This window comes from Bradyrhizobium sp. 26S5 (genome assembly GCF_036923295.1).
GTDB classification, from domain to species: Bacteria; Pseudomonadota; Alphaproteobacteria; order Rhizobiales; family Xanthobacteraceae; genus Bradyrhizobium; species Bradyrhizobium septentrionale.
In genome coordinates, this window is the sequence record NZ_CP145948.1 from 8,847,373 (window position 1) to 8,870,644 (window position 23,272).

Sequence of the window (23,272 nt, forward strand, 5' to 3'; positions counted from 1 at the left end):
CCAGCGGGGCCGTGCACCCTTCGAGGCTCGCAAGAGCTCGCGCCTCCAGCGGCAAAGGCGACGCCTTTGCGCGGGGATGACGGGCCTGGAAGCGTACGCCTCTTGCCTATGACGCAGCAGTACTAGAGCGTGATCACGGCCAGGGCAGCACGGGCGGCGGCGCCGATCGCTCCGCCTTGTCGTCCGGCCCTGACCCGTCCTGCCCCCATTTGCCCATGAACGGCATCTTGAGCAGCCCGGGCAGCGATTGCTTCTCGGGATCATCAAAACCATCGAGGCCGTAGCGCAGCTCCGCGAAGCGCGGACCGTGATTGTAGGTGCCGCCGAGCCGATCCCAGATCGAGAGCAGATTGGAATAATTGCTGTCGGTCTCCGGCTGGTGACGGGAATGATGCATCTTGTGCATGTTCGGTGTCACGAAGACGAGCCGCAACCAGCGATCGAGCCGCTCGGGAAGACGGATATTGGCGTGCTCGAACTGCGCGTTGAGCGCCGACAGCGTCAGATAGGTGACCAGCACCCAGGCCGGCGTTCCGAACACCAGCACACCCGCGATGTGCCAGCCGATCCGCCACAGCGTTTCGCCGGGATGCTCGCGGAAGGCCGTGGTGACATCGACGAAGCGGTCGGCATGGTGCATGCGGTGGAAGCGCCACATCCAGCCGAGCTTGTGCATGGAGACGTGGGCGAAATAGGCGAACAGGTCGAGCCCGATGAGGCCGAGCAGAAGCTGCTCCGGGGGCGACAGGCCAAGCCAGTACGACAGGCCGAATTTCGCATCCCACGTCCATTGCGCGGCCAGCGGCGACAGCGGGCTGAGCAGCAGGTTCACGCCGACGAAGATCACGGTGATGGCGACGTTGCGGCCGATGTTGCGCATCCGCTCGCCGCGGCCATAGCTGAACAGCGGAAACGCGGCCTCGAACAGCAGCACGATCGCGAAGCTCGCGAGCAGGAACGCGATACGCGAGCCGGTCGACGGCAGCTCGACATTGGCCATTTCGCCTGCGCCTGGGTGCCACAAAAGCTTTGCAAAGCCGATCATGCCGATTGCTCCTCTCTTTACAAAACGACTATTCGTTCTTTATAATGATGGCAGACGATCGTCAAGCCGGCCTCGCTCGCCGGCGAGCCGTGGCCCGAATTCGCGACAAGGACCGACAATGCCGAAGGTGAAACCCGAAACGCTCGCGATCCGCCGCGAGGAGATCCTGCAGGCCGCGGAGATCTGCTTTGCCCGCCAGGGATTTCACCAGACCACGATCCAGGACGTGATCAAGCAGTCCGGGCTCAGCGCCGGCTGCATCTACGGGCATTTCACTGGCAAGGAGGAACTGATCCAGGCGATCGGGGAAAGCCGCCATGGTCGCGACAGCGCCCTGCTCGCGCTCAAGGGCCCATCGGATGATGTGCTGCAGAGCCTGCGGTCGATCGCCCGCGCCTTTCTCGGCGACCTGCAAAAGGAAGAGGGACTGCGCGCCCGCCGCGTCGCCTTGCAGCTCTGGGCCGAGGCACTGCGCGACGACGTGGTCCGCGACCAGGTGACCAGCGGAATCCGCCAGCCGATCGCCCTGATCGTGGAGCTGCTGCGGCGTGGCCAGAAGAGCGGCGCGATCGACCGCAGCGTGCAGCCGCGCGGCGCGGCACGGGCGATGGTCGCGATGTTCCAGGGCATCGTGCTGCAGCGGCTGTGGGGCGAAACCGTCTCGACATCGGAGGCGATGCAGGCCTTCGACATCTTCCTCGCCGGCCTTGCCGCCAGGCGCTGACGGAGAACGCGGTGAACATCCACGATCTCATTGCCGGCATCGTCACGGGCCTCGCCGGCGGATTGACCGCAGGCCTGCTCGGCGTCAGCCCCGGTGGCGGCCTGGTGGTGTTCTCGGTGCTGCTGCTCGGCGCCGGCCAGCATGTCGCGCAGGGCATTTCGCTGGTCGCGCAGGTGCCGCCGACCAGCCTGACCGGGATCAGGCGCTATTGGAAAGGCGGCAACCGCACGCCGCTGCGCTGGATCGTGCTCCTGACCTTTGGCTTCGTAGCCGGCGGCGCCGCCGGCGCGCTTGCCGCGAACCATGTCGCCGAGCCCGCGCTGCGCTGGACTTATGTGGCCTATCTCGTCGCGCTTGACGCGATGCTGATCCTGCGCGGCGGGCGCGACACGAAAGAGCACGAGGCCGATGGCGCCGCGCGCGAAATATCCTGGCCGGCGCTGCTCATTGTCGGCCTGCTGGCCGGCCTGTCGTCGGGCTTTCTCGGCATCGGCGGCGGATTGGCAACCGTGGTCGGATTGAGCGCCGTGCTCGGGGTGCCGCAGCATCAGGCGCAGAAGCCTTGTGATGTCGCTGATCCCGACGACAATCCCGTCGGCCTGGATCTATTGGAGCGAGGGCGCGCTCGCGTCATGGCCGGTGCTGGCAGGCGTGATCGTCGGCCTGCTCGCCGGCACCGATCTCGGCGCCCGCGCCGCCAACCGCATCGACCGCGCGACGCTACGGATCGCGATGATCTTCTTCGTGTCGCTGATGGCGGTCTATATGACGTTCAAGGCGCTGTGGTAGAACTAGAACGTAGCTCCTTGCGGAGGCCATGATGGGCAAGCCAGCGAGAACGACCGGCAAGACGGCACGGCGGCCGCAAGCGAACGCTGCAGATACGCTGTTCGACGCCTACCCTGCCCCGGTCAAGGCCAGGCTGCTGGCGCTGCGGCGCCTGATCTTCAAGACCGCGAAGGCGACCAGGGGCGTCGGGGCGCTGCAAGAGACGCTGAAATGGGGTCAGCCGAGCTACCTGACGCCGGAGACCGGAAGCGGCAGCACGATCCGGATCGATCAGGTGAAGCCGGCCGCCGACCAGGTCGCGGTCTACTTCCATTGCCAGACCAATCTGGTCGAGACCTTTCGCGAGCTCTATCCCGAGCTCAGCTACAGCGGCAACCGCGCGATCCTGCTCGATGTCGCCGGCGAGCTTCCGGAGGTAGCGCTGCGCCACTGCGTGGCGCTGGCGCTGACCTATCACCTGAACAAGAAAGTATCGTAGGGCGTGAAAGCGACGGCGGTGTGCTCCCTCTCCCCGTTCTTACGGGGAGAGGGTTGGGGTGAGGGGCCATCTCCGCACGTTCGGTGATAGCTGCGCTCGCGGAGAATCCCCCTCACCCGGAACGCATCTAACGATGCGTTCCGACCTCTCCCCGCACGCGGGGCGAGGTAAGCGGAGCCCGACGCTCGATTCGAGGCAACAATTTCTCGCTCTAGGCTCTGCTACGCCACCAGCGCCGTCGCGACGCGCTGCGCCTTCAGCAGGCTGATCACCTCGGCGTTCGGCCGCGCGCGGCTGAACAGAAAACCCTGTCCCTCGTGGCAGCCTTCGGCGCGCAGGCAGCTCAGCTCCGCTTCGGTCTCGACGCCCTCGGCGGTGATGGTGACGCCGAGCCCCATGCCGAGGCTGACGATCGAACGCACGATCGCCTGCGCGTCCGGGTTCGAGCCGAGGTCGCGCACGAAGGACTGGTCGATCTTGATCTTGTCGAACGGAAAGCTGCGCAGATAGCTGAGGCTCGAATAGCCGGTGCCGAAATCGTCCATCGACATCCGCACCCCGAGCGCGCGCAGCGCATGCAGCGTCGCCAGCACCTGACTGCTCTTCTCGAGCAGCAGCGTCTCGGTGATTTCGAGCTCGAGCCGCCGCGCCGGCAAGCCGGATTGCCGCAACGCGTCGGTGATCAGCGCCAGCAGATTGCCGGTGCGGAATTGCAGCGGCGACAGATTGACCGCGACGCGCACGTCATCGGGCCATTGCGCCGCATCCATGCAGGCGCGATGCAGCATCAGCGCGCCCAATGGGTTGATCAGGCCGGTCTCCTCCGCCACCGGGATAAACTCGCCGGGCGAGATCATGCCGCGCTCCGGATGCGGCCAGCGCACCAAAGCCTCGAAGCCGGTGATGCGTCCGCTCGCGAGATCGACCAGCGGCTGGTAATAGGGCCGCAGGCCTTCGTTCTGGATCGCATCGCGCAAATCGATCTCGATCTTGCGGCGGCTCTGGGCGCGCGCATCCATCTCGGCCTCGAAGAACGAGAAGGTGCCGCGGAATTCGCTCTTCGCGCGCGACAATGCCATGTCGGCGCTCTTCAACAGCTTTTCGGAATCCTCGCCATCGCCGGGCGACATCGCGATCCCGATGCTGGCGCCGATCACCACCGAATGCCCCTCGAGCAGGTACGGCTCGCCGATCGCGTCCAGGATCCGCCTTGCCAGCAGCACCGCGTCCTCAGGCCGCATCACGCCGCCCTGCACGATGGTGAATTCATCGGAGTTGAGGCGCGCCAACGCATCTTCCTCGCGCAGCGTCGAGCGCAGGCGCTTGGCGACCCCGCGCAACAGCTTGTCGCCGATGCCGTGGCCGAGCGTCTCGTTGACCGCCTTGAAATTGTCGAGCCCGAGGATCAGCACCGCAACCTTGTCGGTCGAGCGGCGGGTGTGCTGCAGCATCTCGTCCATCTGCTGACGCAGCAGGTTGCGGTTGGGCAGGCCGGTCAGGCTGTCGTGCTGGGCCATGAAGGCGAGCCGCGCCTCGGCGCGCTTGCGCTCGGTGATGTCCATCAGCGCGAGCAGCATCGCCGGCTGGTCGCCATGCATCAGCTGGCGCGAATAGATCGCAAGGTCGATCAGCGTGCCGTCTGCGCGCACATGCTTCCAGGTCCGCGCCGCCTGTTCGTCGCTGCTGCGGCCGGCGGCCCAGGGCAATTCGGTGTCGAACGCCTGCAGGCTCCTGATCGTCATTCGCTCGAATTCGGCACGGACGTAGCCGTAATGCGCGATCGCGGCGTCGTTGACGGCGAGGATCCGTTCGCCGTCGAGCGCACACAGGATCATCGGCACCGGATTGCCGTCGAACAGCAGGCGGAACGACGCTTCGCGCTGCTTCAGTTCGGTGATGTCGACGCGCAGGCCGACGATGCCGCCATCCGAGGTCAGTCGCTCCTCGATCAATACCACGCGGCCGTCGGCCAGCACCTGCTCGTGCCGTTCGCCCGGCTGGTACATCTTCTTGACCCGTTCGGAGATCCACTCTTCCTCGCGGCCTTTGGCCTCGGGATAATCGCCGCGCGCGACACCGATGCGGATAGTGTCTTCCAGGCGCGCACCGTGCTCGAACAGATCGGAGCTGCGCTTGTAGATTTCCGAGTATTTCTTGTTCCAGAGCGTGTAGCGGCCCTCGGGGTCCAGGAACACGATGCCCTGCGGCAGGATGTCGATCGCCTCGCGCAATCGCGCGTTCGACTTGCGCGCCTCGGCGATCGCGGCCTCAGCCTGCGCGCGCTGGCGCACCAGCTCGCCGATCTCGACAGCTGGGCGGCGCGAGCTGCCGGACACTTTCGGCACCGCTTGGGGCCGGCGCCCCCGGGAGCGGGCCAGTTTGGCCTGGCTTGGTTTCTTGATCTTCTTCGGCCGCATCATCGGTATCGCACGCCCCACGCGCATTCCAGCTCGGCGATACTTCTGCGATAAGTCTCTGAAAAATTGGTATCTCTTGGCGAAGCGCTGCGCTGTATGAGATATCAGGGCATGCCTGCTTTGCAGGCGAGTTCACGCCACGCGCGAGTTGCCGGCGGTGTGCAAGCGACGAACAGCGCAGATTTGCAGCGCGGAAGCACCGAAGCGTGGTGAAGGAAGCGTAAATCGGCGCGCGAATGCCCAATGAATGCGCCGAATGCGCTGCAAGCGCATCAATGTTTGCCAGCATGTGACAGGGTTATCGCAGGGTTAAGCCGCTGCGCGCTTCTGCCCGCCTGCGTGCCATGCCGGCTAGAGCATTTTCGGTTCTGATTGAATCAGAACCGAAGCTCTAGGTTATTGTCTTGACGCGTTTTCTTCACGCGAACCGGTGTCCACTTCGCTCGAAAACGCTCTAGTTGGTGATCTGGATCCGCGTGCCGCCGCGGCCGTTGCGCTCGACCAGCCCATAGAGCTGTGCTGCGTGCGAGGGATGCAGGCGCACGCAACCATGCGAGGCCGGCCCGCCGAGACGCGTGAGCTCGTAGGTGCCATGGATGGCAAAGCCGCGATGGAAGAAGATCGAGTGCGGCATCGGCGAGTTGTAATACTTCCGCGAGTACCAGCGGCGCGCCAACATCTGCGGACGGAAGACTCCGCTCGGCGTGCCATAGCCGCGGCGGCCAGTTGTAGCGCGTCGCGCCGTCGACGCTGACCGCCATGCGCTGGGACGATTTGTCGATGTGAACGACGATGTCGGCCCGCGCCGGAGACAATGCCAATGTCGACGCGGCGATCGCGGCGGCAAACGCCAGCCGTACGCATGCGCTTGTCATAATGACGCCTACCCTGAATTATTGCGGGCATGATGTCGCCTGCAACGTGTGCTTGTAAAGTGGCGTTGCTCACATGCGCGCCAGGAAGCCGCGGGTAATCTTAATCCGTCTTGTGGGCGATCAAGCAAATGGGATGAATGCGCGGTCCGCCTGCTTCGAATCCATGCTAGCCTCGCGCCGACAGAGTGATCCGAATGACACCCCGCCTTCGTCTGATCCCGCTCCTGATCTCAATCCTCGTCGCCTGCACCGTATCCGCGCGGGCGCAGGACAAGGGCTCGCTCGCTCCGCAGCCATTGCCGCCGCTCGCTAACCCTAACGATCCAAAGATCGGGGCGAAGGAGCTGTTCGCACGCAAGGTGCTGCCCGCGGCGATGCCGACGCGGTCGATCGGCGGCTACACCAAGGGCTGCCTTGCCGGCGCGGCGCAGATGCCGCTCAACGGCGACAGCTGGCAGGTGATGCGCCTGTCGCGCAACCGCTACTGGGGTCACCCCGACATGATCGCGCTCTTGAAGCGGCTCGCGGTCAACGCGCACAAGGATGCCGGCTGGCCGGGCATCCTGGTCGGCGATATCGGCCAGCCGCGCGGCGGCCCCGCGCTGACCGGTCATGCCAGCCACCAGATCGGGCTCGACGCCGATATCTGGCTGACGCCGATGCCGGATCGCAAATTGTCGCGCGAGGATCGCGAGGAGATGTCGGCGGTGATGATGGTGCGCGACGACCGGCTCGACATCGATCCGCGCGTGTTCACGCCGGCTCATGCGCTCGTCATCCGCGATGCCGCGCGGGAGCCGGCAGTGCAGCGCATCTTCGTCAATCCCGCTATCAAGAAGGCGTTGTGCCGCGACGCCAGGGGCGACCGCAGCTGGCTATCGAAGGTCCGACCGTGGTGGGGTCACGACTACCATTTCCACATCCGCATGCGATGTCCGTCCGGCAGCCCCGAATGCGAGGGACAGAAGCCGCAAGCGGAAGACGAAGGCTGCAAGCCGTCCGACCTCGCCTACTGGTTCAAGGATTCGGTGCTGCATCCAAAGCCGCCGCCGAAGCCGCCGAAACCGCGGCCGCCGATGACGCTGGCGCAGCTACCGGCGGACTGCAAGGCGGTGCTGAACGCGCCCGACGCCAAACAGTAGCATCCAAGGCAATAACATCTTCGTCAGGCGGCTATGCCGGCCGGCTCGAACTGCGTTATGATCTCACGCCGTCGCGCCGTAAGCGCGTTCGAGCGATGGGATCGGGGCCGCTGATCTGTTTCATCCGTCATCATCTTAATGGACCAGACATGCGCAAATCGCTCCTCACCGCATCGCTCCTGCTCGTCTCAGTTCCCGCTTTCGCAGCGGAAGAGCCGAGCGGCTGCGACAAGTTCAAATGGTCGATCGACCGCGCACGCGCCGCGCTAACCGCGCCGGATCGCGCCAAGCTCGCCTCGGGCAGCGAGCAGACCGCATTGCCATCGACCGCCATCACGTTGGCGCTGGTCACGCCCAGCGACGCCAAACTGCCGACTCCGCCGGAGCGCGCGCCGAAGGACGGCACCTTCGCCGGCTTCACCAGCTTCAAGGCCGCGCCGAAGGCCGGGCTTTATACCGTCAGCCTCTCGGCCGGCGCCTGGGTCGACCTGGTGCAGGACGGGCATTTCCTGAAGCCGAAGGCGTTCAGCGGGGCGACCGATTGCGACGGTATCCGCAAGACCATGAAATACGACCTCGCCGCCAGCCCCTTCGTGCTGCAGGTCAGCGGCTCAAAAGAGAACTCGCTGTCGATCGCGATCCAGCCGTCGGATGAATAGGACGACCCGTTAGACAAACGGTCGCCTTTACCGTAAGCCTCAGCCTGCTATGTTTGCAGTGCGATATCCCTGAGGACCGTAAGTCCTTCGGGGACCAGCGGAAGAGCGCTTCCGTCCGTCGCAGGCCAGACTTCACCCAACGCCTGATTTGCGCGCGCTGGTTCGCGCGCGAGCTCGCACGGAGCGCTTTCCATGTCACGACTTGCCGGACTTTTCACTGCCTTCGTCATCCTGCTCGGCGCGATCCATTCGCCCGCGAGCGCCGAGGACAAGACGCTCACCGTCTTTGCCGCGGCCTCGATGAAGAACGCGCTCGACGACATCAATGCGGCCTACACCGCCAAGACCGGCGTCAAGATCAGCGCCAGCTATGCCGCAAGCTCGGCATTGGCAAAACAGATCGAGCAGGGCGCGCCGGCCGACGTGTTCGTCTCCGCCGACACCGACTGGATGGACTACGCGATCAAGCAGAAGAACATCAATGAGCAGACCCGGGTCAACCTGCTCGGCAACTCGATCGTGCTGATCGCGCCGAAGGATTCCAAGATCGACAACGTCAACATCGGACCGGGCTTCGATCTCGCCAAGCTCGCCGGCGACGGCAGGATCGCGACCGGCGACGTCAAGGCGGTGCCGGTCGGCAAATATGCCAAGGCCGCGCTCGAGAAGCTCGGTGCATGGCAGGCGGCGGAGCCGAAATTCGCGATGGCCGACAGCGTACGCGCGGCACTGACGCTGGTGGCGCGCGGCGAAGCCGTGCTCGGCATCGTCTACTCGACCGACGCCAAGGTCGAGCCCGGCGTCAAGATCGTCGGCACCTTCCCGACCGACAGCCATCCGGCCATCATCTATCCGGTCGCGGCGACCACGACCGCGAAGCCGGAGACCGCGGAATATCTCGCCTTCCTGCGTTCGTCGGCGGCGAAGACGATCCTCGAGAAGTATGGCTTCAATTTCCTGATCAGCCCGACGACCTGAGCGTGTTTGAGATCTCGCCGACCGAATGGACGGCGATCCTGCTGTCGCTGCGGGTCGCCATCATCGCAACGCTGGTGGCGACCCCGTTTGGAATCGCCCTCGCCTGGCTGTTGGCGCGGCGCGACTTCTGGGGCAAGTCGCTGCTCGATGCCGCTGTGCATCTGCCGCTGGTGCTGCCGCCGGTCGTCACGGGCTATCTGCTGCTGCTGACCTTCGGCAAACGCGGCCTGGTCGGCGGCTGGCTGGCCGATCATCTCGGCATCGTGTTCGCTTTCCGCTGGACTGGCGCGGCGCTGGCCTGCGGCGTGATGTCGTTTCCGCTGCTGGTGCGGCCGATCCGTCTCTCGATCGAGGCGGTCGATCGCCGTCTCGAGCAGGCCGCCGAGACGCTCGGCGCCGCACCGTGGCGGGTGTTCGCAACGGTGACGCTGCCGCTCGCGCTGCCGGGCGTGCTGGCCGGCATGGTGCTCGGCTTTGCCAAGGCGATCGGCGAGTTCGGCGCGACCATCACCTTCGTCTCCAACATTCCCGGTGAGACCCAGACCATTTCATCGGCGATCTATTCGCTGATCCAGACGCCGGACGGCGACACCGCCGCGGCCCGGCTCGTCATCATCTCGGTCGTGCTCGCGGTCGGCGCGCTGGTCGGAGCCGAGGTGTTCGCGCGCCGCGCCACCGCGCGCCTGCACGGGCAATAGCGATGCTGCGCGTCGACATCACCAAGCAGCTCGGCGAGTTTACGCTTGCGGCATCGTTCACCAGCGAGGGCCGCGTCACCGGCCTGTTCGGCGCGTCCGGCTCCGGCAAGACCTCGCTGATCAACACGATCGCGGGACTGTTGCGCCCGGACCGCGGCACGATCGTGATCGATGGCGAGACCGTCGACGACACCACCGCCGGCATCCACGTGCCGACCTGGCGCCGCCGGATCGGCTACGTCTTCCAGGACGCACGGCTGTTTCCGCATCTCGATATCAGGCAGAACCTCGATTACGGTCGCCGCATGAACGGTCTCGCCGATGATCCCGCGCAACACAAGCGCGTCGTCGACCTGCTCGACATCGGCGCCCTGCTCGACCGCCGCCCCGGAAAGCTGTCCGGCGGCGAGCGCCAGCGCGTCGCGCTCGGCCGCGCGCTGTTGTCGAAGCCGCGGCTGTTGCTGCTGGACGAGCCGCTGGGCGCGCTCGACGAAAGCCGCAAGCTCGAGATCCTGCCCTATCTGGTGCGGCTGCGGGACGAGGCCGGCGTCCCCATGGTCTATGTCAGCCACGACGCGGCCGAGCTGCGCCAGCTCGCCACCCAGATCGTGATGCTGCGCCGCGGCCAGGTGACCGCGTTCGGCGGTGTCAAGGTGCTGACATCCGGCGCCTAGAGCTTCGGTTCTGATTGAATCAGAACCGGAGCTCTGGATTCTTGTTTTGACGCGTTTTCTTCACGCGAACCGGTGTCCACTTCGCTCGAAAACGCTCTAGCTGGCCGTTTTTCCGAAAGTCGGCATAAGATAGCCAATCTTGTCTGCTAGGCCCGCATCGGGACATCCGATCGGGCATGGGGAAGGGCACATTGTGCGACTGACAGGCTGGGTATTGCTGCTGATCGGCGCGGTGCTGTGCGCCACGATTTCGTGGGCCGCGCTCGGCTTCCTGCTGATGGGCGTCGGCCTGATCGCGCTGCAGGTCGCCGAACGCCGCCGAAGCCCGGCAGATGATACCGCGCCGGCAGCCGCGGGATTTACCCCTCCGCGCCTCAGTGCCGGGCTGCGGCCGCCGACCCTCGCCCCGGTCACCGGCCAGGACGCCGGACCTCAGCGTCAGCCGCGCCGGGTGGCTTGGCCCGACAAGAACGGCGCGCCCTACGACCGGGAGGCGTGGCGACGGCTGGTCGAGAGCGATCCTGATCTGGCCCAGATCGCGCATGTCCTCGCCGACTATGGCCCGCAATATGTCGACGAGCTGGCGGCCAGCTATCTCGCCGCCCCCGACAAGAGCCGCCTGGGGGGCGATCGTCGACGGCATAATCGCGCGCGCCCGCAGCGGTCAGCCGGTCCCGCCGGCCCCACCGCTCGAGGCATCGCGGCCACCGCCGGTGGTCGAGGTATCGCGGCCGCCGCCGGTGCCGGTGCCGCCCCGGCAGGAGCCGAAGGTGGTGGTCGCCCCTGTCGCCAAGCCAGCGGCGCCGCCGATACCGCCGAGCAATCCCGCCGATGCGCTGGAATCGTCCCTGCTCGCCACCGTCGAGGAGGCTTCCGCCAGGCTCGCCGCCGAACGCGCGGGTCTCTTCAAGCCCGGCAGGGAGCCCAGCAAGGCAACCGAGAACCGGCCGCCGACGGCGAACCAGCGGGAACCGCTGTTCGGTCGCGCGCCCCGGGACACGAAGCCCGCCGCGCCGCCGCCGATGCCGATCCCGGCTGAGACTCCCGCCGATCTCGAAGCATCGTTGATCGCCGCCGTCAGCCAGGCCGCCGCCAAACGGGCGGATACCCCCAAGCCTCCACCGATACCGGAGCGCGCGCCGATCGCGGCGAAGCCCGAGCAGGACGCCCGCGCCGTCGCGCCCAACCAGCCGAAGCCCGCGCCGCCGGCGCCGTTGCCACCTCCGCCCGCCATCATACCGCTCGCGAAGCGACCAGCCGGAAAGACAGCGGCCGACGATCTCGATGAGACGCTGCTCGCGGCGCTGGCCGAGATTTCCGGCCAGAAGTTCAAGGACGAACCCAAGCCGGACTCGCCCGGCCCGCCGGCCGACGACGGCCTGTCCGAGATGATCAAGAAGTTCGCGCCGGATTCGCAGTTCTTGCGCAAGCAGTAGCGCTCAGACCCCCGCCACCGACGCCCAGATATCGGCGAGCTTGCGCCGCACGGTCTGCATCCGCGTCTGTGGCGCGACCTCCTCCTCTTCCTCCGGCAGCCGCAGGCCGACGACGTTGACGCGGCCGCCGCTGATGCTGCGCGCCACCAGCACGATCTCGTCGAGCGCAAGCTCGGCGCCTTCCTTCGGCGCGCGGTCGAGATTGATGTCGAAATAATCCGCAAGCGTCAGCTTGGCCTGGTGCTCATCGACCTTGACGCCGTAGATCTCGGCGAGCTCGCCCAGCGTATGCTCGCCCGAGACCATGAAGTCGCCGAGCAGATGCGGATCGGGCGTGCTCGATGGCGCCATGTCGACGAAGAAGCGGTCGAGCGCCTCGGCGCGCTCCGGCGGCGCCAGCAGATAGATGTAGTCGCCCGGCGCGACCGGATCGGCCTCGACAGGCGTCAGGATCCGCTCGTCGCGGATCACCAGTGTCGGCTTCGACCACGACGGAATCAGCCCGCGGCGGAAATACAGGCTCTTGGGCCGCACCGGATAGCCGACCAGCTGCTGCTCGAGCTGGCCGGGCAGGTCGAGCTCGACGCGACGCGGGCCGCGTTCGGCGCGCGGCAGCGCGACATGCAGCCGCCGTGCCGCCGGTCCCAGCGTCCAGCCCTGCAGCAACAGCGAGATGATGACGACGACGAAGGCGACGTCGAAATACAGATAGGCCTTCGACAGGCCGACCAGCATCGGGATCGAGGCCAGGAAGATCGCGACCGCGCCGCGTAGCCCGGTCCAGGCGATGAAGATCTTTTCCCGCCAGTTGAACTTGAACGGCGCGAGGCAGATCAGCACCGCCAGCGGCCGCGCCACCAGCATCAGTGCGAATGCCACCAGCACCGCGCCGCCGGCGCTGGAGAGCAGGCGATGCGGTGACACCAGGAGGCCGAGCAGCACGAACATCACGATCTGCGCCAGCCAGGTCGCGGCGTCGAGGAACGTCACCACCGAATTATGCGCGCGGGTCGGCCGGTTGCCGATGATGATACCGGCGAGATAGACCGCGAGGAATCCCGAGGCATGCACGATCTGCGAGCCGCCGAAGATCACCAGTGCCGCTGTGGTGACGAACGGCGCATGCAGGCCCTGCGGCAGCGCCACATAATTCAGCGCCAGCACCACCAGCCGGCCGCCGATCACCCCGATGATGGCGCCGAGCACGGCTTCCTGGATGAACTCCATCGCGATGTGCGAGGCCGAGCTCTGGCCGATCGAGATGAACTCGACCAGCATCAAAGTGAGGAAGATCGCGAACGGATCGTTGGTGCCGGACTCCGCCTCCAGCGTCGCGCCGACGCGCGGGCGCAGGCGCAGGCCCTGGGTATGCACCAGGAGGAACACCGCCGCGGCGTCGGTCGAGGCCACCACGGCACCGACCAGGAGCGACTCGGTCCAGTTGAGGTCGAGCACATAGCGGGCGACCGGCGCCGTGATCAGCGCGGTGAGCAGCACGCCGGCGGTCGCCAGCACCATCGACGGCACCAGCACGGTGCGGATGCTGGCAAACCGCGTCTTCAAGCCGCCGTCGAACAGGATCAGCGCCAGCGCCACCGAGCCGACCAGATAGGTGGTGCGGACGTCGTCGAACTGCAGCCGGCCGGGGCCGGAATCGCCCGCCAGCATGCCGACCAGCAAGAACACCAGCAGCAACGGGGCGCCGAACCGCAATGCCAACAGGCTCGACAGGATGCCGGCCATCACCAGCACCGCGCCGAGCAGGATCGCTATACTGACGGAGTCAAGGGATGCCATGCGCCTTCGGGGGTCTCAAATACTTGCAATTGCATCCTTATCGTCGCCACACCGGGACGCCAAACGATTTCTGCCATAAGCGGCAATGTGCCCGGTCCCGCTGCCCCGAGATCCTTTTCCGTTCCGATAAAATCGGAACGGGGCTCTCGATTCTTGTTCTGACGCGTTTTCTTCACGCGAACCGGTGACCACTTCGCTCGAAAACGCTCTAATGCGCCTCGACACTGTGGTGTATCGATGGTCGCGCGCGCGCCGTTGTGGGAATCTCCCAACACCTTCGAATCACATTTGCCTGACCCGCACTGCAAGTTGAGAATTTGCCGATGGACATGAGCTGGAAGGACGTCCTGGAATCGATCCAAATGGCCGCGCGCTCGGTCGGCGCCGAGGTCGCCTCGCCCTGGTTCTATCTGCAGTTCGGCATCATCCTCGCCGCCGCGGGCCTCGCCTACGCGGCCGATACCGCCATTCACTCACGGGTCGAATTGTCGTCGCTGGCGAGCCGGTGGCCGCTGCCGCTCCGGCACTTTGCCCGCGTGATGGTGACGAGCGCCTCGACCGCCGTGTTCGCGGTGCTGATGGTGATCTCGCGCATCGTGATGTGGCACGCCACATGGCCGAGCCGCAGCTACCTGATCGCGGTCTCCGCCAAGCTGGCGCTGGCCTGGCTCGTGATCCGCCTCGTAACCTCGGTGATCGACAACGCCTTCATCGTCAAGACGGTGTCGATCGCAGCCTGGGTGGTTGCGGCGCTCAGCATCGTCGGCCAGCTCGATTGGGCGGCCGACACGCTGGATTCGTTCGCCGTCGTCATGGGCGGTCTGCGGCTGTCGCCGCTGCTGCTGATCAAGGCCGGCGCGGTGCTGATCCTAGCGTTGTGGCTGAGCAATATCGCCAGCAATTTCATCGACGGCCAGATCACCCGCTCGACCGACCTGACCCCGTCGATCCAGGTGTTGTTGGTCAAGATCATTCGCATCGGCCTGATGGTGGTCGCGGTCGCCATTGCCTTGAGTGCCGTCGGGATCAACTTGTCGGCTCTGGCGGTGCTTTCCGGCGCCGTCGGCGTCGGCATCGGTTTCGGCCTCCAAAAGATCGTCGCCAACTTCATCTCGGGGATCATTCTGCTGGTCGACAAATCGGTGAAGCCGGGCGACCTCGTCACCATCGGCGACAGCCAGGGCCGCATCAGCGCGATGAAAACCCGCTACATCTCGGTCGCCGCCGGCGACGGCCGCGAGTTCCTGATCCCGAACGAGGATTTGGTGACGCAGAAGGTCACCAACTGGACCTATACCGACAAGAATACGCTGGTGAAGATCGCCTTCGCCGCCAATTACGACGCCGATCCGAGACTGGTCTGCAAGCTCGCGATCGAGACCGCCGCGGCCCACGCCCGCGCGCTCAAGGGCAAGCCGCCGAACTGCATCCTGACCGAATTCGCCGAGCTCGGCATGAAGTTCTCTCTGACCTTCTGGATCGCCGATCCCGACGGCATGGACAATGTGAAGAGCGACGTCATGCTGGCGCTGTGGGACGCCTTCAAGCAGCAGGGCATCAGGGTGCCCTATCCGGTGCGGGAACTCCGGATCCGCGGCGGCGCGCCGCCGGTCGAGAGCGTGGTCGAGGTCTCCAGCTAGCATTTGAACACAGTTTTTTCGGACAAGGAGCGGCCGCTGTTCCGGATTGGGCCGCAAAATCAAGCAGTTTGGGCATTGTCCCCATGCCCAACCTTGGCTTGCACCGGGCGCGCCGATCATTAAATTAGAGCCTGAAATCAGCCCCTTGCCCCAAGAAACGCCCCGCCCATGAGCTATATCGACGCCACCGACACCTCGCTTCGCAAGACCGGCCAGATCAAGCTGCACGGGCAGAGCGGCTTTGCCGGCATGCGCAAGGCCGGTGCGTTGGTGTCGAAATGCCTCGATGCGCTGACCGACCTCGTCAAGCCAGGCGTCCCGACCTCCGATATCGACGACTTCGTCCGCAAGTTCGCCTTCGACCACGGCGCCTATCCGGCGACGCTGATGTATCGCGGCTATCGCTACTCGACCTGCACCTCGATCAATCACGTGGTCTGCCACGGCATGCCGGGCGATCGTCCGCTAAAGGAAGGCGACATCGTCAATGTCGACGTCACCTTCATCGTCGACGGCTGGTACGGCGATTCCAGCCGGATGTATGCGATCGGCGCCATCGCGCGGAAGGCCGAGCGGCTGATCGAGGTGACCTATGAGGCGATGATGCGCGGCATCGCGGCGGTGAAGCCCGGCGCCACTACCGGCGATATCGGTCACGCCATCCAGAGCTATGTCGAACCGCAAGGCATGAGCGTGGTGCGCGACTTCTGCGGCCATGGCCTCGGCCGCCTGTTCCACGACGAGCCGAACATCATCCATATCGGTCGCCCCGGCGAGGGCGTGCCGTTGAGGCCCGGCATGTTCTTCACCATCGAGCCGATGATCAATCTCGGCAAGCCGCATGTGAAGATCCTGTCCGACGGCTGGACCGCGGTGACCCGCGACCGTTCGCTGTCGGCGCAGTTCGAGCACTCGGTCGGCGTCACCGCCGACGGTGTCGAGATCTTCACGCTGTCCGAGCGCCATGGCGAGAAGCCCTGGGTTCAGGTGTAGGCAGGTCGAAACGTTCCTGCGGCAAGTTCGGTGTATCTCTCCCGCTTGCGGGGGAGGTCGCATCTAATGCGATGCGGTTGCTACTCAATCTAACGTCATCACGCTTGATCAATAATCGCTTCGCGTCCGCTCGACGATCTCCTCGGGCGTGTGGTTCTCGCCGATCGACATCGCGCAGATCCGCGACAAATGCAGATAGGACAGCCCGGTCTCCTCCGCCCAGGCGTTGAATTGCGCCTGTACCTTGGCGAGATCGCGCTTCGACTTGACCTCCTCGGCAATATCGAGGCCGGCATCGCGCAGGCAGGCGACGACGTCGCGCGAGGTGACGAAGCCATCCCAGCCGAGAAAGCGCAGCAGCATCTGCCCGGTGTTGCCGCCGAGCCGGCTGCCGCGCTTGGCCAGCAGATCAAGCAATCCGACCTCATCCGACGACGGCCATGCCGCGAGGAATTTGCCGAAGCTGCCGTGCTCGCGCGCGATCTCCTGCACGAAGCGGCCATTGTCGCGCACCGACATGATCTTGGCGCCGTTGCGCACGATCCTTGTGTCGCTGGTCAGCTTCTCCCAGAATTCATCTGATTTGAAGGCGAGGTTGGCGGGCTGAAAGCCGAGGAACGCCTGCTCGAAACCCTCCCATTTGGCGTCGATCACGCTCCAGGCGAAGCCTGCGCAGAACACGCGCCTGGCCATCTCGGCCAGCACGTGGTCGTCGCCGAGCTTTGCCAGCACCTTGGCGCCCGCCGGCGGCCGCAGCAATTTCGCCAGTGCCTTCGGCCCGCCCTTGCGCTTCTCGGCGCGCGCGCGGATCACCTTGAATGACGTCACGCCGTCCTCCCCTTTTCGATCTCGAACCGTTGCAGCGAACGGTAATTCGCCCGTCGCATCGTGGCAAACCGGGGAAGTGGGCGCCTCACACACGATCGTCGTTCTGGCAAAAGCCAGGACCCATTTGCGGTGGCATCACCCGCGAAAGCGGGTGATCCAGTATTCCAGAGACGCCACCGCTTGAATCGAGAAGCCGCGGCGTACTGGATCGCCCGGTCCCGTCTACGCCAAGGCTTCGACGGGGCTTTCGCTCTCAGGCGCGCCGAAGCTTTAGCGGAGGCGCCGAGCCGGGCGATGACCGTGGGTTGCATCGCCCCTTGCAAAACCCGGCAGGCACGGCATGGTTGTGGCCGATGCCCGCCAAAGCCAGTGACAGCACCGATCAGCCCGACGAGACGCCGCATTACCATGGCCATCGCGAACGGCTGCGCGAGCGTTTCCATGCGGCCGGCCCCGACGCGCTGACCGACTATGAGCTGCTGGAGATGGCGCTGTTCGCCGCCATCCCGCGCCGCGACACCAAGCCATTGGCCAAGGCGCTGCTGAAGAAGTTCGGCTCCTTCGCCGAGGTGGTGCACGCGCCGGTGGCGCGGCTGCGCGAGGTCGACGGCATCAAGGACGCCTCGATCAACCAGCTCAAGCTGCTGGCCGCCGCTGCGGGGCGGATCGCCAAGGGCGAGATCAGGCGCAACATCGCGCTATCGTCCTGGAACGACGTCATCGACTATTGCCGCACCGGCATGGCGTTCGCCGACAAGGAGCAATTCCGCCTGCTGTTCCTCGACAAGCGCAACCAGCTGATCGCCGACGAGGTGCAGCAGACCGGCACCGTCGATCACACCCCGGTCTATCCGCGCGAGGTGATCAAGCGCGCGCTGGAATTGTCGGCGACCGCGCTGATCCTGGTGCACAATCATCCGAGCGGCGACCCGACGCCGTCGCAGGCCGACATCCAGATGACGAAAGCGATCGTCGATATCGCAAAACCGCTCGGCATCGCCGTGCACGATCACATCATTGTCGGCAAGAATGGGCATACGAGCTTCAAGGGCATGCGGCTGATTTAGCACTGCACTCAACAAGCCCCCCGCTGTCGTCCCGGCGCAGGCCGGGACCCATTGCCACAGGGGTGAATTGTTGAAGCGGGCTGCGGCCCCAGCATCGCCAACCAACTGATATCTGGAGTTATGGGTCCCGGCCTTCGCCGGGACGACGGTGTTGGTCTGATTCAATGTGAAGCAGCTTTTCCGGTGTCATCACCCGCGAAAGCGGGTGATCCAGTATTTCAGAGACAGTCGTGTTTGAACGGATGGGCCTCGGCGTACTGGATCGCCCGGTCAAGCCGGGCGATGACAGCGTGGTTGAAGACACAGCTCCGCATTCTCACGACATGGTGCGCAATTGGGCACCCGGGGGCATCGCGAAGCGAGAGCCCGGAATGACGATGGCGTCATACGAACCACGCGCGATGCCACTAAAATAACCAATGCAACGTTTTCCGCGCGGCGGCGTTTGTTGCAGATTGATTTGATGGTTTGGGGGACCGATGTCCGATTTTGTCGTTGAGGAAGGCCTGCCCTATCCGCTGGGCACGCATTGGAGCGGCCATGGCACCAACTTCGCGGTGTTCTTCGCCAATGCCAGCAAGGTCGAGGTCTGCCTGTTCGACGGCGAGCGCGAGACCCATCGCCTCGAGCTGCCCGAATATACCGACCAGGTGTTTCACGGCTTCATCAACGGCGTGCAGCCGGGCACGTTGTACGGCTTTCGCGTCTCAGGCCCCTACCAGCCCGACGGCGGTCACCGCTTCAACCCGAACAAGCTGCTGCTCGATCCCTATGCGCGCGCCCATGCCGGCAGCCTGACATGGAATCCGGCGGTGTTCGGCTACAAGATGGAAAGCGGCGACGATCGGACGTTCGACGAGCGCGACAGCGCGCCGTTCATGCCGAAATGCGTCGTGTGCGATCCCAATTTCGACTGGGCACAGGAGCCGCAACGGCAGGAAGCCCACTGGGACGAGACCGTCGTCTACGAGACCCACGTCAAGGGCTTTACCAAGCAGCATCCCGGCATCACCGAGAACCTGCGCGGCACCTATGCCGGCCTCGGCTCGAACGCCGCGATCGACTATCTGAAGGCGCTCGGCATCACCTCGGTCGAGCTATTGCCGGTGCACTCCTTCATCAACGACAGCAATTTGCTGGAAAAGCATCTCACCAATTACTGGGGCTACAACACGATCGGCTTCTTCGCGCCGGACCCGCGCTACGCCGCCGATGTTCCCAACAGCCTGCGCGAATTCAAGGAGATGGTGTCGCGGCTGCATGGCGCCGGCCTCGAGGTCATCCTCGACGTCGTCTACAACCACACCGCCGAAGGCAATGAGCGCGGCCCGACGCTGTCGTTCAAGGGCATCGACAATGCGAGCTACTATCGGCTGTTGCCCGACAAGCGGCGCTACTACATCAACGACACCGGCACCGGCAACACGGTGAACCTGTCGCATCCCCGCGTGATCCAGCTGGTGATGGACAGCCTGCGCTACTGGGCCGGCCACATGCATGTCGACGGCTTCCGCTTCGATCTCGGCACCATCCTGGCGCGCGAGGTCTATGGCTTCGACGAGCAGTCCGGCTTCCTGAAGGCTGTCAACCAGGACCCGCTGCTCGCGACCGTCAAGCTGATCGCCGAGCCCTGGGATTGCGGCCCCGGCGGCTATCAGGTCGGCGGCTTTCCGGCGGGCTGGGCGGAATGGAACGACAAGTACCGCAACATTGTGCGCGACTTCTGGCGCGGCGAAGCCACGCCCGGCGCGCTGGCGCCGCGGCTGCTCGGCTCGCACGACGTGTTCAACCGCGAGGGACGCCGCACCTGGGCCAGCGTCAACTTCATCACCGCCCATGACGGCTTCACGCTGAACGACTGGGCGAGCTACAACAACAAGCACAACGAGGCCAACGGCGAGAACAACAACGACGGCACCTCCGACAATCATTCCTGGAATTGCGGCACCGAGGGCCCGACCGACAATCCCGATATCCGCACCTTGCGGGAACGCCAGAAGCGCAACATGCTGGCGACCCTGCTGGCCTCGCAGGGCACGCCGATGCTGCTCGGCGGCGACGAGTTCGGCCGCACCCAGCGCGGCAACAACAACGCCTATTGCCAGGACAACGACATCTCCTGGTTCGACTGGAATTTGTCCGACGACGCGAACAAGCAGCTCGCCTTCACCAAACGGATGATCAAGCTGCGGCGCGATTACCCGATCCTGCGCCGCAGCCGCTTCCTCTCCGGCGATCGCGACGCAGAGCTCAACATCCGCGACGTTGTCTGGATCAGCACGTCGGGCGTCGAGATGACGCGGGCCGATTGGACCACCGGCTGGATCAAATGTTTTGCCGCGCTGCTCGACGGCCGCGCGCGCAAGACCGCGATCGCACGCGAGGGCGAGGACGACACCGTGCTTGTCATCCTCAACAGCTACGAGGGCGAGGTCGACTTCAAGCTACCGACGACATCCGCCGGCTCGCACTGGTCGCTGCTGCTCGATACCACCGCGCCGGAGCGAGCGGCGGGCGCGCAGTTCGCGTTCGACAGCACTTACAAGGTGACGGGCCGCTCTTTCGTGCTGCTGACAGCCGGCGAGGTGAAGTAGCCTTGTAGATGCGGTAACGGGCCAGCCTAGGGCCGGGTAGCCGCAGGCGACGCTCTAGGTGGAGAGAGCAGATCCCCACCCGCTTTGCTCTGGCGAGCAAAGCGACCTCCCCTTTTCAAGGGGAGGTTGGAGCCGTGCACCTCCGCTCAGACCGTGCACGCTGCACGATCTTCGGCAGATAGGCATCGCTACGGCTTCAGCCGGATTCCGGTCCGCCTTCTCCTTCCCCCTGAAAGGGGGAAGGTCGGGATGGGGGTCAGCCGCGGGCGACGCTGCAAGCGGAGAGAGCAGATCCCCACCCGCTTTGCTCTGCCGAGCAAAGCGACCTCCCCTTTGCAAGGGGAGGTCGGAGCGGTGCACCCCACTCAAACCGTGCACGCCTGCACGATCTTCGGCAGAAAGCTCTGGCAAAAATCCAGATAGGTTCTGACGATGGTCGATTGGTGACGGTGCGGCGGATAGAGCAGGTTGAGCGACCATTCCGGCAACGGATACTGCGGCAACAGTCGGACCAGGCGCTTCTCGCGGATCGGCGCCGCCGCAAGGAAGGGCGGCAGCTCGGTGACCACATCGCCACGCAGCGCGCGCCTGTACAAATGCTCGTAGTCGTTGGTGGCCAGCAACGCCCTGGGCTCGACAACATGCCCGCCCAAGTCCCAGCGCGCCTGCTCATCGATGCGCGAGGCCCACGTCGCGCATGGCAGATCATGCAGCGCATCCGGATGTTTTGGCACGCCGAGGCGCTTCACCAGTTGCGGGCTGGCCACGAGGATATTGCGGGACGAGAGCAGGTGTCGCGCCACCATGGCCTCGTGAACGATCGCACCGACACGAAGTGCGACATCGATGCCGTCCTCGACCAGGTCGACACGACGCTCGGTGGTGTAGAGGTAAATCTCGATATCGGGATAGCGCCGCTGGAACGCGGCCAGCAACTCCCACCACGGCTCGAACGTCGGCGGCAATGACAGCCGCAGGCGTCCCTTCAGATGGGCCTGGTCGTTCACGATCACCTGCTCGGCCTCGAGCAGCGTCTCGATGCCACGGCCGGCATGTTCGTAAAGCCTGGCGCCGGCATCGGTGAGCCTGGCGCCGCGCACCGAGCGCTCAAGCAACTGGACCTTGAGCTGCCGTTCGAGATCGCGGATGCGGCGGCTCAATGTCGGCAGCGGCATTCCAAGGCGGGTGGCTGCCGCGGACAGGCTGCCCGCCTGCACGACCGCAACAAACATCCTGACGGCGTTGAGATCCATCCGACGTTCCTACCATATTCGGTAGGATATCTGCCAACCTTGGTCATTTATTTTCGTATTTGGATGGACTACCAGCTCGCGCGGAGAGGACCTCATCCGGAGCCCCTATGAAAACGAGCATCTTGGCAGCCATGTCATTTGCATTGGCGGGAACCATCGCGTCCGCACAAACACCACCATCGGCCCCGCAGCGCGTCACCATCGACACCTACAACCGCGCCCAGACCGATACCTATTTCGCCGGGGTGGCCGGCAGCGGCGGCTTCGGAAAATTCCGCCATGGCCGCGAGCTTGCTGCTCCGGTGCAGCAGGGCATCGTCCGCCCCAACCGCGACACGCTGTACTCGCTTGCGGTGTTCGATCTCGATGCCGGTCCGGTGACAATCGAGCTGCCCGGCGGCGCCAGGCGTTTCATGGCGATGCAGATCGTCAATGAAGACCAGTACACCCTTGCGGTCCATTGCGGCGCCGGCCGCCACACCCTGACCCGCGAGACGGTCGGAACGCGCTACGCCGTTGCGGTCGTCCGCTTCCAGGTCGATTTTGCGAACGCCGAGGAGGTCCGGCAGGTTCACGCCCTGCAGGACGCGGTGAAGGCCAGCCAGGACCGGCCCGGCGCATTCGAGATCCCGAACTGGGATGCGGCAAGCCTGAAGACGGTGAAAGCCGCGCTGTTGCAGCTTGGCGCCACGGTCTCCGATACGCGGCGGATGTTTGGTGCCAACGAACATCAGGTCGATCCGGTGCGACACCTGATCGGAAGCGCGATGTTGTGGGGCGGCAATCCGGAGCGGGACGCGCTTTATCTTCCGATCACGCCCGCGCGCAATGACGGCGGCACCATCTACCGGCTGACGGTCAGGGATATCCCGGTCGATGGTTTCTGGTCGCTCACCGTCTACAACAGTGAAGGCTACCTGCAACCGAACCCGGCCAATGCCTATGCGGTGAACAGCATCACCGCAAAGCAAGCCGCCGATGGCGCGGTCACCATCCAGTTCGGCGGCTGCGACGGCAAGGTCGCCAACTGCCTGCCGATCACGCCGGGGTGGAATTACACGGTACGGCTGTTCCAACCGCGCGCCGAGATCCTCGACGGCAGCTGGAAATTTCCCGAGGCGCAGCCTGCGGACTGAGCCGCGTCCGGTACCGCGATCCTCCACCCAAGGTCCCTCCCCGCGACCC

19 protein-coding genes and 1 pseudogene are annotated in these 23,272 nt (G+C 65.1%); 14 read left to right on the forward strand and 6 right to left on the reverse strand.

Features of this window, described 5'->3' with window-relative positions:
* Nucleotides 1-133 precede the first annotated feature (133 nt).
* The gene (locus V5279_RS41860; RefSeq protein ID WP_338692686.1) at nt 134-1,045 is read right to left on the reverse strand and encodes a sterol desaturase family protein; all 912 of its coding nucleotides are present in this window, start codon (nt 1,043-1,045) and stop codon (nt 134-136) included.
* A 118-nt stretch (nt 1,046-1,163) separates the two neighbouring features.
* Between V5279_RS41860 and V5279_RS41865 the strand changes: the two genes are divergently transcribed.
* The 3 genes and pseudogenes from V5279_RS41865 (at nt 1,164) to V5279_RS41875 (ending at nt 3,036) form a co-directional block, all read left to right on the forward strand.
* Nucleotides 1,164-1,769: a TetR/AcrR family transcriptional regulator gene (locus V5279_RS41865; protein WP_338692688.1), complete on the forward strand. Its 606-nt coding sequence runs from the start codon at nt 1,164-1,166 to the stop codon at nt 1,767-1,769.
* An 11-nt stretch (nt 1,770-1,780) separates the two neighbouring features.
* Nucleotides 1,781-2,558, forward strand: a pseudogene (locus tag V5279_RS41870) (sulfite exporter TauE/SafE family protein).
* A 28-nt stretch (nt 2,559-2,586) separates the two neighbouring features.
* Nucleotides 2,587-3,036 (forward strand): DUF1801 domain-containing protein, encoded by a 450-nt coding sequence (locus V5279_RS41875; protein ID WP_338692690.1) that lies wholly within the window; start codon nt 2,587-2,589, stop codon nt 3,034-3,036.
* Nucleotides 3,037-3,257: 221 nt separating this feature from the next.
* On the opposite strand, the gene V5279_RS41880 is transcribed toward V5279_RS41875, so the two are convergent.
* Nucleotides 3,258-5,453 carry a putative bifunctional diguanylate cyclase/phosphodiesterase gene (locus tag V5279_RS41880; RefSeq protein ID WP_414645976.1) on the reverse strand — a complete coding sequence of 732 codons (2,196 nt, stop codon included), beginning with the start codon at nt 5,451-5,453 and terminating at the stop codon, nt 3,258-3,260.
* 454 nt (nt 5,454-5,907) lie between these two features.
* Nucleotides 5,908-6,132: a L,D-transpeptidase gene (locus V5279_RS41885; RefSeq protein ID WP_338692692.1), complete on the reverse strand. Its 225-nt coding sequence runs from the start codon at nt 6,130-6,132 to the stop codon at nt 5,908-5,910.
* A 390-nt stretch (nt 6,133-6,522) separates the two neighbouring features.
* Between V5279_RS41885 and mepA the strand changes: the two genes are divergently transcribed.
* The 6 genes from mepA to V5279_RS41915 all read left to right on the forward strand — a co-directional run bounded on the left by mepA (nt 6,523) and on the right by V5279_RS41915 (nt 11,915).
* A complete protein-coding gene (gene mepA, locus V5279_RS41890; protein ID WP_338692694.1) occupies nt 6,523-7,470 on the forward strand; it encodes a penicillin-insensitive murein endopeptidase in 948 nt (315 codons plus the stop codon).
* 149 nt (nt 7,471-7,619) lie between these two features.
* Nucleotides 7,620-8,129 (forward strand): hypothetical protein, encoded by a 510-nt coding sequence (locus V5279_RS41895; RefSeq protein ID WP_338692696.1) that lies wholly within the window; start codon nt 7,620-7,622, stop codon nt 8,127-8,129.
* 192 nt (nt 8,130-8,321) lie between these two features.
* Nucleotides 8,322-9,107: a molybdate ABC transporter substrate-binding protein gene (gene modA, locus V5279_RS41900; RefSeq protein ID WP_338692698.1), complete on the forward strand. Its 786-nt coding sequence runs from the start codon at nt 8,322-8,324 to the stop codon at nt 9,105-9,107.
* A 2-nt stretch (nt 9,108-9,109) separates the two neighbouring features.
* Nucleotides 9,110-9,805 (forward strand): molybdate ABC transporter permease subunit, encoded by a 696-nt coding sequence (modB, locus tag V5279_RS41905; protein ID WP_338692700.1) that lies wholly within the window; start codon nt 9,110-9,112, stop codon nt 9,803-9,805.
* 2 nt (nt 9,806-9,807) lie between these two features.
* Nucleotides 9,808-10,479, forward strand: a complete 672-nt coding sequence (modC, locus tag V5279_RS41910; RefSeq protein WP_338692702.1) for a molybdenum ABC transporter ATP-binding protein — start codon at nt 9,808-9,810, stop codon at nt 10,477-10,479.
* A gap of 542 nt (nt 10,480-11,021) precedes the next feature.
* The gene (locus V5279_RS41915; protein ID WP_338692704.1) at nt 11,022-11,915 is read left to right on the forward strand and encodes a hypothetical protein; all 894 of its coding nucleotides are present in this window, start codon (nt 11,022-11,024) and stop codon (nt 11,913-11,915) included.
* 3 nt (nt 11,916-11,918) lie between these two features.
* On the opposite strand, the gene V5279_RS41920 is transcribed toward V5279_RS41915, so the two are convergent.
* Complete coding sequence (locus V5279_RS41920; RefSeq protein WP_338692706.1) at nt 11,919-13,712, reverse strand: potassium/proton antiporter; 1,794 nt, start codon at nt 13,710-13,712, stop codon at nt 11,919-11,921.
* Between the two features lie 323 nt (nt 13,713-14,035).
* Here V5279_RS41920 and V5279_RS41925 point away from each other — a divergent pair, with 323 nt between their 5' ends.
* Together V5279_RS41925 and map are read left to right on the forward strand one after the other, a co-directional pair.
* Complete coding sequence (locus V5279_RS41925) at nt 14,036-15,352, forward strand: mechanosensitive ion channel family protein (protein ID WP_338692708.1); 1,317 nt, start codon at nt 14,036-14,038, stop codon at nt 15,350-15,352.
* A 168-nt stretch (nt 15,353-15,520) separates the two neighbouring features.
* Nucleotides 15,521-16,345 (forward strand): type I methionyl aminopeptidase, encoded by an 825-nt coding sequence (gene map / locus V5279_RS41930; protein WP_029083114.1) that lies wholly within the window; start codon nt 15,521-15,523, stop codon nt 16,343-16,345.
* A 108-nt stretch (nt 16,346-16,453) separates the two neighbouring features.
* On the opposite strand, the gene V5279_RS41935 is transcribed toward map, so the two are convergent.
* Nucleotides 16,454-17,173: a DNA-3-methyladenine glycosylase I gene (locus V5279_RS41935; protein WP_338692711.1), complete on the reverse strand. Its 720-nt coding sequence runs from the start codon at nt 17,171-17,173 to the stop codon at nt 16,454-16,456.
* Nucleotides 17,174-17,526: 353 nt separating this feature from the next.
* Here V5279_RS41935 and radC point away from each other — a divergent pair, with 353 nt between their 5' ends.
* Together radC and glgX are read left to right on the forward strand one after the other, a co-directional pair.
* A complete protein-coding gene (radC, locus tag V5279_RS41940; protein WP_338692713.1) occupies nt 17,527-18,240 on the forward strand; it encodes a RadC family protein in 714 nt (237 codons plus the stop codon).
* A gap of 479 nt (nt 18,241-18,719) precedes the next feature.
* Nucleotides 18,720-20,834: a glycogen debranching protein GlgX gene (glgX, locus tag V5279_RS41945; RefSeq protein WP_338692715.1), complete on the forward strand. Its 2,115-nt coding sequence runs from the start codon at nt 18,720-18,722 to the stop codon at nt 20,832-20,834.
* Nucleotides 20,835-21,199: 365 nt separating this feature from the next.
* On the opposite strand, the gene V5279_RS41950 is transcribed toward glgX, so the two are convergent.
* Nucleotides 21,200-22,087 (reverse strand): LysR family transcriptional regulator, encoded by an 888-nt coding sequence (locus V5279_RS41950; RefSeq protein WP_338692717.1) that lies wholly within the window; start codon nt 22,085-22,087, stop codon nt 21,200-21,202.
* Between the two features lie 131 nt (nt 22,088-22,218).
* On the opposite strand from V5279_RS41950, the gene V5279_RS41955 reads away from it, so the two are divergent.
* Entirely contained in the window at nt 22,219-23,223 is a 1,005-nt protein-coding gene (locus V5279_RS41955) for a DUF1254 domain-containing protein (protein ID WP_338692719.1), read from the forward strand.
* Nucleotides 23,224-23,272: the final 49 nt, after the last annotated feature.

Bases quoted from the DNA above. Each gene is read 5' to 3' on its own strand.
- V5279_RS41860 (WP_338692686.1), bottom strand. From the start codon at position 1,045: ATGATCGGCTTTGCAAAGCTTTTGTGGCACCCAGGCGCAGGCGAAATG.
- V5279_RS41865 (WP_338692688.1), top strand. From the start codon at position 1,164: ATGCCGAAGGTGAAACCCGAAACGCTCGCGATCCGCCGCGAGGAGATC.
- V5279_RS41875 (WP_338692690.1), top strand. From the start codon at position 2,587: ATGATGGGCAAGCCAGCGAGAACGACCGGCAAGACGGCACGGCGGCCG.
- V5279_RS41880 (WP_414645976.1), bottom strand. From the start codon at position 5,453: ATGCGGCCGAAGAAGATCAAGAAACCAAGCCAGGCCAAACTGGCCCGC.
- V5279_RS41885 (WP_338692692.1), bottom strand. From the start codon at position 6,132: ATGTTGGCGCGCCGCTGGTACTCGCGGAAGTATTACAACTCGCCGATG.
- mepA (WP_338692694.1), top strand. From the start codon at position 6,523: ATGACACCCCGCCTTCGTCTGATCCCGCTCCTGATCTCAATCCTCGTC.
- V5279_RS41895 (WP_338692696.1), top strand. From the start codon at position 7,620: ATGCGCAAATCGCTCCTCACCGCATCGCTCCTGCTCGTCTCAGTTCCC.
- modA (WP_338692698.1), top strand. From the start codon at position 8,322: ATGTCACGACTTGCCGGACTTTTCACTGCCTTCGTCATCCTGCTCGGC.
- modC (WP_338692702.1), top strand. From the start codon at position 9,808: ATGCTGCGCGTCGACATCACCAAGCAGCTCGGCGAGTTTACGCTTGCG.
- V5279_RS41915 (WP_338692704.1), top strand. From the start codon at position 11,022: ATGTCCTCGCCGACTATGGCCCGCAATATGTCGACGAGCTGGCGGCCA.
- V5279_RS41920 (WP_338692706.1), bottom strand. From the start codon at position 13,712: ATGGCATCCCTTGACTCCGTCAGTATAGCGATCCTGCTCGGCGCGGTG.
- V5279_RS41925 (WP_338692708.1), top strand. From the start codon at position 14,036: ATGGACATGAGCTGGAAGGACGTCCTGGAATCGATCCAAATGGCCGCG.
- map (WP_029083114.1), top strand. From the start codon at position 15,521: ATGAGCTATATCGACGCCACCGACACCTCGCTTCGCAAGACCGGCCAG.
- radC (WP_338692713.1), top strand. From the start codon at position 17,527: ATGCCCGCCAAAGCCAGTGACAGCACCGATCAGCCCGACGAGACGCCG.
- glgX (WP_338692715.1), top strand. From the start codon at position 18,720: ATGTCCGATTTTGTCGTTGAGGAAGGCCTGCCCTATCCGCTGGGCACG.
- V5279_RS41950 (WP_338692717.1), bottom strand. From the start codon at position 22,087: ATGGATCTCAACGCCGTCAGGATGTTTGTTGCGGTCGTGCAGGCGGGC.
- V5279_RS41955 (WP_338692719.1), top strand. From the start codon at position 22,219: ATGTCATTTGCATTGGCGGGAACCATCGCGTCCGCACAAACACCACCA.